Below are 17357 nucleotides of genomic sequence, written 5' to 3' on the forward strand. Positions count from 1 at the left end.
AGGAGGATGTTGGACGAAGCAAAGCTAACTACCGCGAAGGACGAGAGGGCGAGGAGGGCGGAGAGTCAAGCATCACCAGGGCCAGCGCAGCATAGCCAAGAGAAGCCCCTAAGTCAGATTGATCTTGCATTCGAGCGTCAGCATGGTGAGTTGAGAGCTAAAGCGGAACGCTGCTACGTCGAATTCCGCAGCCGCCTAGTACGCTATCCAGTGTTTGAAAACGCCATGCAAGCCATTGAGTGTTGTCATTTCGTTGGCAGGCATATGCTAGTGGAACCAGATTGTCTACTCATCACGGGAGTATCAGGCAGCGGAAAATCCACGCTTCGCGAGGCATACGAGGCGCGCTATCCGAAGGAAGAGCTGGAAGATCGAACTGTAATCCCGGTCCTTGGTTTGGAACTCCCTTCACAGCCAACAGTGAAGAACGTGGCGGAGCGAATCCTCATGACCATGAAGGATCCGTATGCGGACAAGGGATCAGCGGAAAGCAAGACAGCGAGGATTATCACGCTCTTTCGCGAGTGCAGAGTAGAAGTCGTGATGCTAGATGAATTCCAACAGTTTGTTGACAATTCAGGCGAAAAGGTCGAGTACAGGGTGGCTGACTGGCTAAAGCAGTTAATCAATGCAACGCGCGTTCCTTTCGTACTCCTGGGATTGCCTCACTGCACGAGCATTCTCGAAGTGAATGAACAACTCCGTCGCCGGTTTTTACCTAGAATACATCTCGATCCGTTCTCGCTTGATCGTCGCAATGACCTCTTTACGTTTGTTAGTCTACTGAAGACTCTGGACGAGAGACTTCCGTTTAACGTCCCTTCGGCGATCGGTAAGCCGTCTTGCGTCGAGCCTATGTTCTACGCGACATATGGCTTGATCGACTTTGTGATGAAAATTGTTAGTGAGGCGCTGCGAATTGCCCTGCTTGGCGGACACGAGACTGTCGACATGGAGATATTGGCGCGGTCCTTCAAAAGCATCATTTGGGATCGCGCTGATAAAGAAACCAATCCGTTTAGCCCAGCATTCGTTAAGCGCGCCCTCACCAGACGAGGAGAGCCATTCTATGGCTATTAGTCTGCGGGAAAGATATGGGAAGCTGCTCGTCCGCCCTAAACCAGAGCGAGGTGAAAGCCTGTATGGATACCTTTCTAGATTGGCGGAACTGAACGGGCTGGAAGGAATTGGTTCGGAGGCGTGTCCTCGAGGAGCGTTGACAGATGCTGAAGAGACGCCTGACGGAACCTTGCGGTATCTTGCTGAGGCTGTGGCACTGTCGGATGCCGACCTGCTGGAACTGTCGTATCGCTTGGAAAGTGAGCCCGGTTCAGGCTCGTGGCGTTTCATGGGGCGATGCATTCGAATCGACTTCTTCAGAAGGCGCCGGTCAGCAGTCTGTCTCGAATGTCTAACTGAGCATCACAGCGCCCCAGCGTTGTGGGATCTTCGGTTGATTACTGCATGTGTTCATCACGGGCAGTGGCTAGTGGACCGCTGCCCGACTTGCAGGGTCGCACTCTCATTGCGCCGGCGCAACCTGAAGCGATGCCCTCGAGGGCATGTCCTGGAGACGAGCCATGGCGGCGTCCCCGCACCTACGAAGTCCGTCCTCGAATTTACCCAGATGCTCGAGGATGAACTTCGCGGCGACCTTCGACCACCGCCCGGCCGGATTGATGATCTCATTGAACTCGCATTGTCCGCGTTTGAACGGTCGCGCAAGGACGTTTTGAAAGGGGCCATACCTTTGGAGTTAGATAGCCCTCATATGACATGTACCCAACGATTAGACGCCCTCGCCATTGCTCATATGGCGCCAGCCGTGACGAACTGGCCAATGCCGCTGTTCTCTTTGCTTCGCGAGGAGCGGAGGAGCGATGTCGACAGAAAATGTCTTGGGCGATCTGAGATTCATTACGCCAATAAGTATCCGATATTCCGACGCTTACTAGGCGATGACCATGTGGAGAAGGCCTGCGCTCAGTTTGCGAACCTCTATCGCGTCGACCTCGCCGGTCACCTTGACCGTCTGACGAAATGGATGGCAACTGCCGAGTCATGAGGCGATGGTGAAAATGTAGTAGCACATGTCGCGAAGGCGGATCCATCGCGTGAGCGGCCGTATGAGATTGGAGGGTGTGTTGCACGAGAACTCTTCAACTGTCCGACCGCTCGTCAGGCCGGCTCCCTTGCCGTTGGAATCGAAACAGGGCTATGTGGCTCGCTATTGCACCCTTAACGGCTTCGACCATCAGCGATGGCTACTGCCCGTTAGCACGGGTAAGTGGGCTGGCACGCCGGGCGCGATACAAACGCCGCTTGGATTGAAATCGTCCGCCACGCGAGGGCCAATTTGCGGGATAGCAGGCCTTAACTCTGGTGATGTTGGTGGCATCGGACTGCGATACTGGAATACGCGGTTCTTGCGCTACTGCCCCATCTGCCTTGCGGATGCCCCTTACCATCGCGCTGTATGGCAGTTGGTCTTCGGTGTAGCTTGTTACACACATAAAGTTTGGTTGCGCGACGAGTGTCATGTCTGCAAGCGGAAGACGCGCCTGACCGATTTGCCCTTGGGTGTTTGCCCTTGCGGTGAATCGTTGAAGTCCGCTCCGGCGGAGCCTTGCTCTACCGGTGTCGCGGCATATGCGGGCATCCTTGCTTCCGCACTGCATCCGGAAACGGAAGCGATAGATGCGATCGATTGCCCCTTGCAACGTCTCGATGTCCATCAACTGCTTCGGGCAACGTGGTTCTTGGGTGCGTACTCGACATGCGATGCTGCTAAGGCACAAAAGATCGCCGGTGTGATGGAATTATCTCGCTCCATCTCGCTTGTCCAGGGAACAGTCGGAGTCTTGTTCCATTGGCCACAAGGATTCAATTTGCTGCTGGACCAACTAGGCGCATCGGAAGGACTGCAGCTCAGCGGTAATCGGCTTTCCGCTAGATTCGGGCGGTTCTATCCCTCATTGTATCGAGACTTCCCCGAAGCGGCATTCTCATTTCTTCGAGAAGCTTTCGAAGCCTACGTCACCAGTCAATGGACGGGGCAACTTGCCAAGCGGAACAGGAGGCTTTCTTCGACGTCGCGTGAGTGTCACGAATGGGTGTCTATCAAGGAAGCCGCGAAAGTACTGAAGGTTCGAACTGAGATGGTAAGAAGCCTTGTTGAGAGTGGCGTACTTACCGGTAAGCTATTTCTCACAACTCGTGGCAGGAAAATGGGCACAGTCCTAAGGACAAGCCTCCACGCCGAGCGAGACCGCCGTGATGGCTTGGCTACGTTGGACGAAGCCAGACGCATCCTCGGCGTTTCCAAAAAAAGAATGTACAAGATGGTGGCCGACGGCACACTTCGGGCCGTACAAGGACCAATGATCAACGGGGCCGCCGTGTGGCAATTTGATAAGGCAACTCTTTTGGGTATCAAGGACATCTTGTTATCCGCGGACTAGGCGTCCCCGTACGCCTGTACCCCAAAACGTCCCACGGCGTCGCTGCTAACTGGCGAGATGCAAGCCTAAGATCTCGGAGAGTGAACGAATACTCAGTACACCTGGCTGTGGCTCCTCAGATCGAACGAGGTGCCGGGCTTGCAATCCGGCGCCCACGGCGCCCACGTAATCCGCCTTATAGGTGTCGCCCACCATCAATGTCGCTCCTGCCGGAACTCCGAGTTTCTCGATGGTCCATTCAAAGATCTCTGCCTGCGGCTTCAAATACCCGACGTCGAATGACCAGGCATACGCATCCAACTGGAAAGGGAGTAGGGCGAGAAGCGGGGCGGCATAAGGGGCGGCCAAGTTCGACGCTATGGCGAGCTTCATCCCGCGACGTTTCAACTGCATGAGAGTGGGGATGGTGTCGTCAAACAAGCGAATACTCGCGAGTTCCATCTCCAAACGTTTCTCGAGCGAAGCGACATCAAGATCAGAGAGGCCGAAGTGCTCGATTGCCTGACGGATACCAACGGGACGGGTCATCAGTGCCATCCGCGCGTCGTTGCGATGGTGACCTGCACGAGCGATCTCAGCAAACGGGTGAAGGGGATTGCCGATTTCGCACAGTGTATCGAACGCGTCAAAGATCACTGCTTGGATAGGTGTCGAAGGGATCGCGGACATAGTTGTCGTTCATGCTGAAGGAAAGGTCGCTCTCACGAATCTGCAGCGCGCTTCGATTCATCCTATACGTAAAAGAATTGAACTCGCAAGCATTATCCGGTACGTTAGCGCCCACGTTGGCTGTACGTTCGCCGAACTCGAGAGATGAGTTATGAAGCGCAGCGAGTTGTACAAAAAAGTGTGGTCGATGCCGATCGTGCGCCTGGCGAAGGAACTGGGGATTTCCGACGTAGGGTTAGCGAAGGCCTGTCGCCGGCACGCAATACCGGTACCTCCGCGTGGCTACTGGGCGAAGCTTAAAGCTGGGCAGACGCCGTCGATGCTCCCGCTCCCCGCGCCGGAACTGGATGTGATCGTGCACTTTGCAACGAGTGATCCCGAGGAACTGGCAAGGCAGCGTGCCCTCGCTCAGCACCGTGCTGAGTTGCTTCAGGCTCGAGCAGTGGAGGCCACGAAACTGCCGCCGATTGAGTTCGCTACGAGCCTTGAGGGTGCACACCCGCTCGTCAAGGCAACCCAGAGGTACTGCGAGCGTATGCCAAGACTTATTGAGCGGTCGCAGCGTCGCGGGGGCTCCAACTGGAGAACCGACAATCCGCAAGATCGTCTTCCGCTTGAACAGCATGGCCGATACAGTCTGCTCGACCGTGACTGTCTCGATATCTGCGCGTCACTGGAGGCTATGAACTGGGTTCTCCTTTTCCATGCAACACTGCTGCGTGGCCTCTTGCATGGAGGAATGACCGTCGTCCGGCGAGAAGGACACCGCGATCGCGCTTCCGGTCGTGCAGACGGCCCGGCAATTGAGATGCGGCTGAAGGATGAGGTGCTCACTTTCAAGTTCTCTGAGGGGTACCGCCGAGTTCGGCTCACTCCTGAAGAATTCGAAGTCAAGCGGAAAGATTCTCCCTGGGCACGGGAGTATGAGATGCGGCCTTCGGGGAACTTTACTTTCAGTATTGAGGGGGCCGAATTTCACGCGCGCAAAGCTTGGCAGGGCAACAAGGAGCGGATGGAGGGACAAGTCAATGAGATCATACGAACGGCGTTTCATTTGGCCTTGTCTCAACCACAATTGAGAACCGAACGAGAGGCTCGAGAGGCCAACAGCCGCCGAGAAGAGGAGATCCGAGCGCAGCAACGCCGCCGGCGAGAAGCCAGAGCGGAGCAACTGAAGCAGGCGTTTCTGATGATGGAGGCGGATGCCCGCGTACGGCAATTGGAACTGTTCCTGGATCGACTTTCACAGACCTGCTCAGAGTTGTCACCCCCCTATGATCAGCGGGCTAGAGTATGGGTAGACGTTGTAAGGGGCGAACTTTCAGTCTCCAATCCTGTTGATGAGATATTGCGAAAGTGTCTGACTGTTCCGTCCTGGGCAAGCTGGCCGCCCGCGTGGTGGCCCGATGAATCCTCGTCTACATAGAGTGCCAGGCTTTTGGGGTTGTCACGCATTGGAACTATTCCAAGACGGCTGACTTCGCTGCGCAACAATAGCGACGAAGTACTTGCGGGAATTTCAACAGGGGAGATGCTCTTGCGTTCATGATTGCCTAGGTTTCCTTGCCTGCGCTACGGCCTTTCACCCAGAGCAATATTGCGGCGAGTGAGGTAGCTTCAGCGCTCCTGTGAAGGTTGTAGAAGAACACGTCGATCGTCACCAGCCACACTGCAGCGCGCTCCGTGTTGCTTGCCATAGCTGTCGCCGGCGCTCGCCGGTATCCCTACAAGATAACTTCGGATAATGTGTGGGGCTAGCAGCTTGATGGGTGGTGCGCTGGTCAGATATGCTTTGAAGGCCGAGATCAACTGATGCCACTATGGACAAGCCTCTTTCCGACGCACGCCGTCAACTTCTAGCAAAACTTGAGAGCATCATCGGGAATTCTTGTTACAACGCAAACATTCAAAACTATGGACCTGGTGGCGCGCGGATTTCAGACGGTCGCGCTTTTCGCTATCCCTTGTCCATCCGATCCAAGGATGGTGAGGTTACCAAGGTAAGGTCCCACGCAGTTCCTGACAGCACGCCGTCTGACGCTCTGTTGAGCGGCTATTACGCGTTTGGAGCCAATCAGCTCGACGTTATGAGCAGCCTTGAGGAGATATTGCGCTACTTGGAGCGTCACCATGATCTGAAGATAAAGGAATAGGTCGCGCGGCGAACTAGCATAAGGTTCGCCTGCTTCCGGCAGTCCCGAGCGTCGTGCAGCGCGGTTCAGATCGATTGCAGACTATTGGTCGAGCGATACAGTTTGCACGATCAATTCGAACTCCGCGAGCAGATCGGGATCTCTTTGGCGAAGAAAGGCGGACACCGACACGTTCTCGAGCAGCTTTGCTAGATAGCCCTTCGCCAAAACAAGGTTCAAGACGTCTTGGCCATAGGTCTGCTCAACGAGCTTGTATTGGCCCTGCAGATTTGTCATCTCCCTTTCCATTTTCGCCATCTGCTCCTGCGTGACGCCGGTAAGCTTTCGTGGCTTCTTGCCGTCGACAAGTAGACTGGCTGGTGTGGCGACAAGCAATGCCTCGGCGTATGCGATCGTAAGATTGTTCGCAGACGCCATTAGCTCCACACACTCGACTTGCCGGGTTGGCTTCATCTTTCTGATGGCGCGGACGAGCTCCGGTGAAAATTGCCGATCCTTAAGTAGCTCGGTCGCCTCTGGGCAGATTCCGTTCAGGAGATTGGCCTTCTTCTGTATGTGAGTTACATCGACGCTGAGCGCTTTGGCCAGGCGCTCCGGTGAGACGCCGCGATCTATCGCTCGTCTCAGCATGAAGTGCTCTTGAATGGTCGAGAGGCGATTTATGCGATTGTTGTATGTAAAGCTTTCATCATCGGTCGCAACAAGGCAGGACGCCTCGACGAAGCCTAGTTCACGAAGGGCGATCAGCCGGATGTGCCCGTCCAGTAGTACATGCTGGCCAGACTGCTGATCAGCCGGCGTGACGGAGAGAGGCTCTATCAGTCCGATTTCTTCTATCGATGACTTGATCTGCATGAATTTCCGGGAGGTGCCAACGCCTTCCGGCGCACGTCGAGATGGCAGAATGCAAACCACTGGCACACTCAACGGCTCGGGAATGAAGCCCAGCGTAACACTGCTCATCTCAATGCACCTCCGGGCCAAACTCGTTCTGACAGGTACTTCGGGAGCGTTGCAAGATCTTCGGCCCGAAGAAGATTCACAAAGTTTTCATCCGCGAAGAGCTGTCGTAGGGCACCGACCACGAAAATTAGCCGTTGTTGCGCGAACTCGGCCTTGCGGACCATGGACTTTTGGCGTTCGACCTCGTTCTGATATGTACGGATCAAGCTGGACGATGAGACGTCGCTAGCTTGCCGCGGCATCCTACGGGAGCTTGTCCTGCCCAGTGTCTGGCGACGCTCGATCACTCGTCGCGCATCCATGAGTTGCTTGCCTCTCAACTTACCTGATTCGTATGCCTCCTGTAGAGCCGCCTGAATCGCCTTGTCATCGTCGCCAGCACCTACAATCGCAAGTGCGGCGTTCAGCGGAATGCTGCCTTTCTCGACAGCGACTAGCAAGCGCTCTTCACCTTGCTGAAGCAGCGTCAGGATGCCCTGGATGTACTGTTGAGTTAGTCCTGTCTTTTCGGCGATGACTCTCGGTGTATAGCCTTGTTCATGTAGCTGGCGAATGCCCGCTAGCAGTTCCAGTGAACGACACTGGCGGCGAGCGATGTTCTCAGCCAGGCTCATGAGGAAGGCATCTTCATCGCTAACATGCACGACTAGAGCGGGAATCGTTGTTTCACCGAGAGACCGAAATGCTTTGAGACGACCCTCACCACAGACAAGCATGTACTTCTCCCCGCCATCTGCAGCCATGCGCGGGGTGACAGTAATTGGCTTCTTCAGGCCAATGGTTTTGATGTTCTCAACGATCTCGCCGAATACCTTTCCGTTCCGTTCTCGTGGATTCAGGACTTCGACCCGATCGATTGGAATCATGCGAACCTCGCCTGGCTGCCGCTTTTCGCTCATGCTGCTCTCCTGAGCTTCGAGCGAGCCGCCATGCCATAAAGGTAGTCCAGGTTATCAAAGCGGTAACTCTCAAGTTCTGCTGGATTGCGTTCGGCCAGGCTGATACGTGGCCTGCAGAAGTCGAGTCGGGGGAGCAGGTAGTAGTCCAGTATCGAGCTGTTCTCTTGGCCTAGGCGGACTGCGACAGTAATGTCGGGGGCGAGACTGGTGTCGAATCGTACCTTCCAGCGGTAATGGCCAGTCGCGGGAGATTGGCATCGAGCTAGGACGATCGAAGCATTGAACTCACCATTGAGCATAAGTAGGTCCGTAGCAGGATCGCGAACTACGGTGCCACCAAGCGCGGCGATTCTACGCTCCGTCTCCGTCACCATTTCTGGATGCAGGCGGCGTAGGAAACGATTGGTCTCTACGTACCGGTAATCACGGTCGGGCGTAAAGCCCACCGTCTGATAAGCACGGATGAGGCTTCCGAAGTGATAAACGTAGACAGAGGTCGATGGCATTCCCTCCGTTTCATCGATAACTAGGCCGGATAGATAGCCACGGCTCTTGTACAGTGCGCGTAGCCTGTCGATAAGCTCGCTATCCGAGTAGCGGCGAGCCCTTGCGCGCATGATGCCTTGAGCGGTGTAGAAGATATCGCTTGCGACTATTGGTTCAAAGGCATGCTCCTTCCGAATCCACATATCGGGGGTGTTCGCGACCCGAGTCTTCTTCAACTTGAATGAGACGCGGTTGTAGACGTTGTTGCCAATATACTTCTCGTTCGTCAGGACCTCCCTCACTGTAGATCGACCCCAAGGCCGACCGAGTTCCGTCTCGATTCGCATTGCGTTCAGGCGTGCAGCAATTTCATGCTCATTTAGCGACTCCTCGATGAACCACGAGTAGATGAGATTGACAGTACGCACCTCACTTTCCGGGCCAGGCATCAAGATCACGCGGTCAGTCTGAATGCTCTTGTGCTCGCCACGTGCGAGCGGCGCTTTCATGACACCGTGCTGGTCCACTAGTACCCGCCGCAGCCCATATCCGGCGGGCCCCCCTTGGCGAAAACCCATCTCAATAAGGCGGCATTGCCCAGCGAATACCTTTGACGAGAGTTCGCGGCTGTACTCGCCAGCCATTGCACGCTTTACACCCTTGACGATTGTGGACACAGGCGAGCCATCGTTCTCGAACTGCTCGGCGCAGTAGGCCACCTGTAAGCCGGCCCTTCGGCAGATGTACTCGTAGTACGCGCTTTCGTCCGCGTCCTGGAAGCGGCCCCACCGGCTTACGTCGTAGACCAGGATGACCTGGAAATCCGCGGCGCCGGATTCGACGTCATGAATGAGGTTTTGGAGCGCCTGCCTGCCGTCGATGCGTAAGCCGCTCTTTCCTTCGTCGGCATAGGTACGGACTATGCGAAGGCCACGCCGTTGAGCATATTCCCGGATCTTGTCGCGCTGATTCTCAGTCGAGTACTGCTGATGTTCAGTCGACATGCGGACGTACTCGGCCGCTTGTACTTCGGCGCTCGGCGTTTCGCCATTGCGTTGAGGGACTGTCAGCATGATTTCGACTCACTGTCCAAATCGAGTGCCGTGCCCATGCTCCGCCAGCCCCCAAGTTGGCGATCGTTGGGACGTGCACACCGTCATTTTTAGCAGGTCCAAACGCCTGGCGTGACACGTCCTCTCTTTGCAATCATGACGCGATCTGCACTCTCCCGCGCCAGGACTGTAATTCGGACGATCCACGGGTCCATCTTTGCAATCAGCGTTTGTGGCGCTGGAGACAGAGCGTAAATGCCTGAGCGGACGGCTGTAAGCCGTTTCCACACGTCCATCTTTGCAATGCGATTCGTGACGTTCCGCCGCTTTTGCTGCTCCCGGTTGCGGGCGGCATACGCTGGGTGAAGCTCACGGTACTCACGCCAATACTCCGGGTGCCCCGCAGCCCAGCTGCGTTGGGCCTGCGCTTGGTTCCCGCGGTAATCGGCGTCGGTCGCTAAGCGCTGCCGCTGCCATTCGCGGCGCCGGCGCCGCTGGCACTGAGGCGCTGGGCAAAAGCGCTGCCCAGGCGTTTGGGGGCGAACCTCGAATGGCAGTCCGCACGCCTGGCACTGCCTCACGATTTTCATACGTCACTCCCCGCCGGCGGCAAACGGAAAGAGACGGCAGGTCATCGCGAGCGTTCGCCGTGGCAGCCCTATTAGTTAGCCAGATACTTAAGTCATCTGCCCCAGGCTACCTTAAGATTCTCCCAGACTATCGGGACGCGCCTTGCGCGACAGTCAAGGCAGTGGCAGACCGGAGATTTCCAGACGGGTGGGGCGGAAGGCTATGAATTGTGCGCAAAAGGGCGCCTGCAGAGCAGTCGCACCAATTGATGCTTCTTGTCAGGGTAGTCTCACTAATTCCGATTCTTAGATTGCCGAAAAGCGACGGAATTAATAGATAAGTGCTTGATTTTTCTGGAAACACAGTCTCACGAATTCCGGTTCCTCACACGTGTGGCCGCTACGAGGTAGTGGCGAAATGGAAAAAGGTCGACCGGGGACGCGCTACGAGCTTCCGGGGTTCAGTTTGGCGATCAGCATGATTTGCTTGTCTCAGCTTTTGTTTCCAGCCTAGTTACCAAACCGCTGGTTATCCTGACTGGGCTTTCCGGTTCAGGCAAGACTCAGATCGCCATGCGCTTCGGCGAATGGCTTGGAAAAGACCACCTACACGTTGCCGCAGTGCGCCCAGATTGGACGGGCGCCGAGGCGTTGTTTGGCTATGAAGACGCGCTGAAAAGAGAGCTCGATGGGCGTGCTGCATGGTCTGTTCCCGGAGCGCTTGAATTTATGCTGAAGGCGGTGCATGACCCTCAGCATCCCTATGTGCTCCTCCTCGATGAAATGAACCTTGCACACGTCGAGCGCTATTTCGCCGATGTTTTGTCGGGTATGGAGTCAGGTAAGGCATGTCTGCCGAACTTGCAAAAAGGAATCGACGGTTGTTGGCGTATTCGCAGTGGCGATGAAGCCAGGATTCCATTTCCAAGGAATCTCTGGATTGTTGGCACCGTTATCCTCTCGTCTTTCGCCTATGCACGACCCTACGGGCGGGCTGCGGCGGGGGAGCCTTCGGGCTCGCCGGTGGTACGTGCCGGTCTGTCAACCCTGCCTCGTGCTCGCCCACCCGATTGACAGCGGACGACGAGCCTCCATCATTCACGTACCGGAGGTCGCAATGCCTAGCACCACCCCAGCTCCCCAAGAGCCCACCCTCGTCCAAAAACAAGCCCAACTAGCCGAGAACCTGGCCAAAGCCGACCGCGCCCAGTTCCGCCGCCACGCCAAGCCCATCCCACCGCAACCCAGCAAAGCCGCAACCCTCGAGGACCACATCCTCGAAGCCAGCGACGACTTGCTGCGCGTCAGCGCCGGCCTTCAGTCCGTCCTGACCTTGCTGGACCTGCAGGCCGGCGATATCCCCGATAGCATCGGCCTCCACGCCCTGCTTTCGCCGCTCAAGCGGCAGATCGACCAAAGCGCCGACCGCCTGCAGGCACTTGTCTGACGAGGGACAGGTCCGCGCAATGCGGGGCCTGAAAGCAAAACGGCGCGAACCCACTGGTCTCGCGCCGTTCTGGTTCCGACACCGCGAAGTGCCGCAAGCTGAAGCCTCAGTACTCCCTCAACACCCAACTACTGATCGCCGCGAAGTACTCACGCAACCATGCATTAAAGCGAAGGTACAAAGGCGTCTCGGCTCCCACGCCGAATGCTTCGCTGAACCCAGCCTTCCGCGCAATCCCCGCCGCCCGCCGCACGTGGAAATCGCTGGTCACTACCACCATCGCACCCGCAGCACCAACACCCTGCCCCTCCAGCAACCGCCGGCTGAACACCAGATTCTCCTCAGTACTGGTACTGCGTCCTTCGCGAATCACCTTGTCAGCTGCTATCCCACGCGCAATGAGGTAGTCCGCCATGATGTCCGCCTCAACACACCGCAGCCCAAAGTCCTGTCCACCGCTCACGACAACCTTGGCCTCCGGCCACCGCCGCGCCTGCACCAATCCCTGATCCAGCCGCGCAATCAACGTCGGCGACGCCACACAGTTAGGCGTACCAGACCCAAGAATGACAATCGCCTTCACCGGCGTCCCCGCCGGCACGGACACGCCCATGCCACTGCGGATGCCATAAAAGAACACCCCGACAGTCACCAGCCACACAGCAAACGCAGCCCACCCCGCACGCCAAAGCAACTCCCGCCGCCGATCAGCCTTCCGCCACCGCGCCACGCCATCCCAACACAACGCGAGCAACAGGAAAGCAATCCCAATACACCCCGGCAACGTGATGCCGAGGCTGAACAACCCCATCCCCATCAGCCCAACAGCATCCCCAAGCAGCACAGCACCAACCAGCGCCAGGCCAATGCGCATCCAATGCCTGCTGCGTTTCACCGCCGGCCCTGCTTCCACCACCTCAGCTAAGACACGCCGCATTCACCACCCCCACCGACAACGAAATCACCCCCATCACCGCCCCAACCCCCCGGTTGTCATTGGAGATCGCCTCACTGACACCCCCCAACGCCCGCGCCGCCACCAGGTAAGCCACCACCTGCACAGCAAACGCCCCAAACGCCCACAACAAGAACATCCCAAACGTAGCGTTATGCTGAATGCTCGACGACAACGTCAGCGAGAACCCCAGCGCCGCCCCGCCCAACGACAACGCCGCCGCCATGTTCCCCTCGCGAATCAGCCGGAATTCCCGATGCGGCGTCACCCGCGTATAGACCAGCAGGAACAACCCCAGCAAGCCAAAGCTGGTGACGATATAGATCAGGTAGGCAAGCGCCGGATGCATGGCATTGACCATAGGTTCGACTCGTTGTCAGTGGATCAGGGAAGGAAATAAGACACAGTGAAAGCGCAGCAACACTCAACCGCCACCAGACCGCCCGGAGCTGCCAAAGCGGCTGGCAAAGCCACCACGCGACACCACCGGCGCGCGCGACACGGCGGCGGTGCGCATGGACAGCCCCATGGATTGCCCGCGGCCGAGCGAGCTGCGGCGCACGGTGGCTTCTTCCACCATCGCGGCGTTCGGCGTGGATGGCGCCCATTGCTGCTGCGTGCGCATGCCGTTGCTGTCGTAGGCAGTCTTCGGCCGCACCGGGCCGGCGGACATGTCGCGCTGGGTCTGCGAGCCATCGGGGTGATAGACGGTGCCGCTGGCGGTGTAGTACGGGCCGTACCAGCGCGCGTAATAGGCGGTGCTGCCATGGCCGCTGCCTGAACTGCCGTTGGCGCTCGGGCTGCTGGCGACGTCGGCCAGGCTGGAGCTGTAGAGGTTGCGCGTGTCGTCGGCCGGCACGCTCTCGCAGTCGTTGGGCGTGTTCCAGTCGGCTTCGCAGTCCTGCAGCGTGGCGTAGCTGGCGCGGCGGACGGTCACGCCGGGATCGTCGTCGGCGTCGTCGGTGCATGAGCCGAGTGCCGCTACGCCGGCGACCACGGCGCAGGCGCCGATGATCCACAGCGTGGGCGACTTCTTCGGCTGGGTGTCGTAGGCCTGCGTCTGCCATGACACCTTGGCGGAGCGGCTGGGCCTGGGGCTGTAGGGGCTGTCGTACTTCGACGGCCGTTGGCTGCCCGGCTTCTTCTTGGCCATGTGCTTACGCGTTCGTGAAGTAGTGTGGAACGAAGAAACTGGTGTTCTTGGCGATGGGCCCGGATTCCTCGCGCACGCACAGGCCGCTGGGCACGTCGTCGACGATCCAGACGCCCAGCGTGGTGTAGCGGCCGTCAAAGCGCCGCGCCGGCGCGTAGGCCTGGTAGATGAAGCCTTCCTCGCCATACTCGCCGGGGTTGTGGACGTGGCCTTCCGGGGTGAGCAGGGTCACGCTCTCGCCTTCGCGCGACAGGAAGGGTTTTTTGGCGTGCGGCTGGCCGGCGATGCGGTCGGGGTCGAAGCTGGCTTCGAGCAGGTTGGTGTGTCCCGGGAACAGCTCCCACAGGATCGGCAGGATGGCCTTGTTGGACAGCACGGCCTTCCACGGCGGCTCGACCCAGCGCACGGGGCTGTGCGCAAGCTGGTCGCGGTAGTCGGAGGTGGCCATCCATTCCCACGGGTAGAGCTTGAAGACGACTTCCATCGGCACGTCGTCGGCGTCATAGAAGCCGCCGCGGCCGTCGGTGCCGATGTCTTGCAGGTCGACCAGCTTGACGGACCAGCCGGCCTGCAGCGCGGTGTCCATCAGGTACTCGGTGTTGCAGATGTCTTCCTGGCTGTCGAACATGCAGGCAAAGTGCAGCACGCTGGCGTTGCGGTAGTGCTGGCGCAGCCATTGCCAGCGCGCCACCAGTGCCTCATGCAGGCTGTTGAACTGGTCGGCCTGCGGCTGCACGGTGTCTTTCCAGTACCACTGCGCCACGGCGGATTCGATCAGCGAGGTGGGGGTGTCGGCGTTGAACTCGTACAGCTTCGGCACGCCGTGCTCGTCCAGCGTCATGTCGAAGCGGCCGAACAGCGTGGGCTCGTCGCGGTCCCAGGAGGTGCGGATCAGTTGCGCGAAGTCCTGCGGGATGGCCAGGCGCGCGAACAGGTCGTGGTCGATCACGTGCTGCACGGCTTCCAGGCAGCGCTGGTTGAGGTCGTACGCGGCGGCGTACAGCGTTTCGATCTCGTGCTTGCTGAAGGCGTAGGCGGCGTCTTCGCGCCAGTAGAAGAAGGTGTTGTCATCGACTTCGCGCGGGACATTGAACTCATCCAGCGAATGGAAGTGGAAGCCGACCTTCTCGAGTTCGCGCGGCCAGTTGCGGCGCGGGGTCTGGGGGATGCGTTGCATCAGCAGGCCATTGTCGGTGACGTTGCAGGTTGGCAGGCGACGGGTTGCGCGGTGGCGTCGTCGAGCAGGAAGTCGGTGAAGGCGAGCGACGTGGCGCCCGGCCGCGGGAGCCAGTCGGTGAAATGCAAGCTGAGCGGTGCCCACCAGTGCGCGGCATCGGCCAGCACGGGGCGGAAGTCGAGCGCGTCGGATCACCACGCCGCGCGCGGGGTTGGCCAGCATCCACTGCATGCCGGCGACCAGGCTCGATGCCACCTGCAGGCTGGTGGCGGTGTTGTACGGCGCCAGCGAGCGCGCGCGCTGCACGGACAGGCGCGAGCCGTACCAGAGCGCGCCGTGCCGGCCGCTCATCAGCAGCACGCCGAGTTCGTCTTCGCCGCACCGGATCTCGTCGCGCAGGATGCGTTCGCCGCGCACGCGCGGTGCGGCGCGGTCGTCCAGCCATTGCATCGACACTTGCGTGGCGGTGGTGGGGCGATAGGCATAGTAGACGGTGGGGCGGTATGGCGGCTGGCCGGTGGTGGTGTTGCCGGTCAGGGTCAGGTACTCGGCGATCGAGATCGATTCGTTGTGCGTGATCAGGTACGCGTCGAAGGGACCATGCTGCGGCGACCACGACCGCACGCGCGTGCGGTGCCCGGGCCGGTCCAGCGCGATGGCCGCGCCGCTGCCGTAGCCATGGCGATAGCCGTCGGGCGGCAGCGCGGGCTCGTGCGTGCCCCAGCCGAGTTCGGCGTCCTGCAGGCATTCTGTGATGAAGCCTTCGGCGGACCAGGTGTTGGCGAACTCGCCGTCGCGCGGGTAGCCGGGGGCTTGCTGGCTGTCGTACTCGGCGACCTGGATGACGCGCACGTCGAGGGCGCGCGCGAGTGCGGCCCAGTCGGCGCGGTCTTCAGGCTCCGGCAGCCGTAATCCCACGTTGCCGGCCAGTGCCATCAGCGCGGCCTTCACCAGCACGGACACCAGCCCGGGATTGGCGCCATGCGCGATCAATGCGGTCGGCAGGGATTCACGGCCGCGGGCGAAGGCGAGCATCTCGTCGCGCAGCGCGTAGTTGCTCAGGTGCGAGGCTTGCGGGTCGGCTTCGTAGTCCCATGGCTCGATGCCGGCGTCGACGTAGAACGCGCCGCGCGCCTGCGCAAAAGCGATCAGGTCGCGGCTGCAGACGGATGGGGCGAGGTTCAGCAGGAAGGTGCCGGGGCTCAGCAGCGGGCCAAGTACCGTTTCATGGTTGCCGGCGGTGATGTTGGCCTCGATGGCATGCAGGCCGTGTCCGGCTACGAGCTGCATGCGGGTGTGGTCGAGCACGCGGTCCACTACGGTTATCGCAGCCTCTGGCCAGGTTCGCTCCAGCAGTGGCAGCACGGCCTGGCCGATGCAGCCGAAGCCGACGATGACGATTTGTTCGATCACGCAGACCTTTATGCCCGTAATGACGAGCGGCCGGGCCGCGCGCCTGGTTTTATTCGTTCTGTCTGGATTTGCCAGAAATGGCGAAGGCAATACTATAGCGGGCAGTGGTTGCTGCCAAGCATGCGTGCAAGCCGTGTCATCGCAGGCGGTATGACGTCGTAGGCAACACCCTAGTACACCCCTGGCACCATCCGCCATGTCCGTCCACAGTACGCCGCATACTCATCCCCAAATTGATCAAGCAACAACGCCTCTTCCGCCCGGATCCGCGCCACCAGCACCGGCACCGTCGCCAGCGTCAGCACCACGCCCACGCCTGAACGGAATCCGAGTACCCATCCCAGCGAACTGACCACGAATCCGAGATAGCTCGGATGCCGGATCACGCCATAGATGCCGGTCGTCACCAGCGTATGCCCGGGCTGGATCGCCACCAGTCCGCTGAACCGATGCCCGAGCACGAACACCGGCCATAAGCGCAGCACGCCGCCGGCGGCAAACAACGCCACGCCAATCCAGCGCACGGTATCCCCATCCAGCGTCCAGAAGCCGATGCGGTCGGTATAAGCCGGCAGGTAAGCCGCGAGCAGGCCGAGCACACCGAACGCGGCCAGCACCCAGCGGTTGCCGCGGTCTTCGCGCATGCCGCTGCTGACGTTGCCGCCGGAGAACAGCGCGGCCACGGCCAGGGCGAACAGCACGATGGTGAGGGCCACGCGCGCGGGATGCGCAAAGAAGGCGCCGATGCCGCCCCAGCCCGCGATTGCGATGGCGAGGTAGGCAACGGTGCCGGCAAGGGTGGCGAATGCCAGGCCAGGAGTCGGACGCATGAAGACCTCCGCTGCGACGATCGATGCACCTGTGTAGCGTAAGCCCGGCATGGCGGGGCTGTCGAGCGTGCGTGGCCGTGCTTAAATTGCGGTTTCGCCCCGCTGCCGATGCCCTGACGTCGCAGGGGCA

Annotated in this window: 15 protein-coding genes and 1 pseudogene; 7 read left to right on the forward strand and 9 right to left on the reverse strand. The window is 59.3% G+C overall.

The genetic code is table 11. The features are described from left to right. The first annotated feature begins 6 nt into the window (after positions 1-6). The 4 genes and pseudogenes from LPA45_RS00085 (at position 7) to LPA45_RS00100 (ending at position 3461) form a co-directional block, all read left to right on the forward strand. Positions 7-1080, forward strand: coding sequence for a TniB family NTP-binding protein (locus tag LPA45_RS00085; protein ID WP_290368000.1), 1074 nt, complete (start codon positions 7-9; stop codon positions 1078-1080). After that, positions 1070-1423 (forward strand): annotated as a pseudogene (locus tag LPA45_RS00090) (TniQ family protein); the annotation flags it as partial. The gene LPA45_RS00085 and the pseudogene LPA45_RS00090, both read left to right, overlap by 11 nt. A 204-nt stretch (positions 1424-1627) precedes the next feature. Next, positions 1628-2065: a hypothetical protein gene (locus LPA45_RS00095; RefSeq protein WP_367395042.1), complete on the forward strand. Its 438-nt coding sequence runs from the start codon at positions 1628-1630 to the stop codon at positions 2063-2065. A gap of 538 nt (positions 2066-2603) precedes the next feature. Continuing rightward, positions 2604-3461, forward strand: coding sequence for a hypothetical protein (locus tag LPA45_RS00100; protein ID WP_367394719.1), 858 nt, complete (start codon positions 2604-2606; stop codon positions 3459-3461). A 45-nt stretch (positions 3462-3506) separates the two neighbouring features. Here LPA45_RS00100 and LPA45_RS00105 read toward each other — a convergent pair whose 3' ends face one another. Next, entirely contained in the window at positions 3507-4130 is a 624-nt protein-coding gene (locus LPA45_RS00105) for an HAD family hydrolase (RefSeq protein ID WP_367394720.1), read from the reverse strand. Positions 4131-4281: 151 nt separating this feature from the next. On the opposite strand from LPA45_RS00105, the gene LPA45_RS00110 reads away from it, so the two are divergent. Further along, complete coding sequence (locus tag LPA45_RS00110) at positions 4282-5556, forward strand: hypothetical protein (RefSeq protein WP_367394721.1); 1275 nt, start codon at positions 4282-4284, stop codon at positions 5554-5556. 808 nt (positions 5557-6364) lie between these two features. Here LPA45_RS00110 and LPA45_RS00115 read toward each other — a convergent pair. Genes LPA45_RS00115 through LPA45_RS00125 form a run of 3 tightly spaced genes read right to left on the reverse strand, consistent with a single transcriptional unit; the run spans position 6365 to position 9704 of the window. Continuing rightward, a complete protein-coding gene (locus LPA45_RS00115; RefSeq protein ID WP_367394722.1) occupies positions 6365-7246 on the reverse strand; it encodes a plasmid partitioning protein RepB C-terminal domain-containing protein in 882 nt (293 codons plus the stop codon). Beyond that, complete coding sequence (locus tag LPA45_RS00120) at positions 7243-8145, reverse strand: ParB/RepB/Spo0J family partition protein (protein WP_367394723.1); 903 nt, start codon at positions 8143-8145, stop codon at positions 7243-7245. The genes LPA45_RS00115 and LPA45_RS00120 overlap by 4 nt, the downstream gene beginning before the upstream one ends. Next, entirely contained in the window at positions 8142-9704 is a 1563-nt protein-coding gene (locus LPA45_RS00125; protein WP_367394724.1) for a recombinase family protein, read from the reverse strand. The genes LPA45_RS00120 and LPA45_RS00125 overlap by 4 nt, the downstream gene beginning before the upstream one ends. Before the next feature lie 1031 nt (positions 9705-10735). Between LPA45_RS00125 and LPA45_RS00130 the strand changes: the two genes are divergently transcribed. Beyond that, a complete protein-coding gene (locus LPA45_RS00130) occupies positions 10736-11326 on the forward strand; it encodes an AAA family ATPase (RefSeq protein ID WP_367394725.1) in 591 nt (196 codons plus the stop codon). 43 nt (positions 11327-11369) lie between these two features. Further along, a complete protein-coding gene (locus LPA45_RS00135; protein WP_367394726.1) occupies positions 11370-11699 on the forward strand; it encodes a DUF1484 family protein in 330 nt (109 codons plus the stop codon). Between the two features lie 106 nt (positions 11700-11805). Here LPA45_RS00135 and LPA45_RS00140 read toward each other — a convergent pair whose 3' ends face one another. The 5 genes from LPA45_RS00140 to LPA45_RS00160 form a co-directional block, all read right to left on the reverse strand. Next, positions 11806-12573, reverse strand: coding sequence for a YdcF family protein (locus LPA45_RS00140; protein WP_367394727.1), 768 nt, complete (start codon positions 12571-12573; stop codon positions 11806-11808). A gap of 43 nt (positions 12574-12616) precedes the next feature. Continuing rightward, on the reverse strand, positions 12617-13015 hold the full coding sequence (locus LPA45_RS00145; protein WP_367394728.1) for a DUF350 domain-containing protein: 399 nt from the start codon (positions 13013-13015) through the stop codon (positions 12617-12619). 63 nt (positions 13016-13078) lie between these two features. After that, on the reverse strand, positions 13079-13807 hold the full coding sequence (locus LPA45_RS00150) for a hypothetical protein (RefSeq protein ID WP_367394729.1): 729 nt from the start codon (positions 13805-13807) through the stop codon (positions 13079-13081). Positions 13808-13811: 4 nt separating this feature from the next. Further along, positions 13812-16397 (reverse strand): glutathionylspermidine synthase family protein, encoded by a 2586-nt coding sequence (locus LPA45_RS00155; RefSeq protein ID WP_367394730.1) that lies wholly within the window; start codon positions 16395-16397, stop codon positions 13812-13814. 170 nt (positions 16398-16567) lie between these two features. Next, positions 16568-17227: an isoprenylcysteine carboxylmethyltransferase family protein gene (locus LPA45_RS00160; RefSeq protein WP_367394731.1), complete on the reverse strand. Its 660-nt coding sequence runs from the start codon at positions 17225-17227 to the stop codon at positions 16568-16570. Positions 17228-17357 lie beyond the last annotated feature (130 nt).

The organism is Cupriavidus sp. Agwp_2, from assembly GCF_040784895.1.
GTDB lineage: Bacteria > Pseudomonadota > Gammaproteobacteria > Burkholderiales > Burkholderiaceae > Cupriavidus.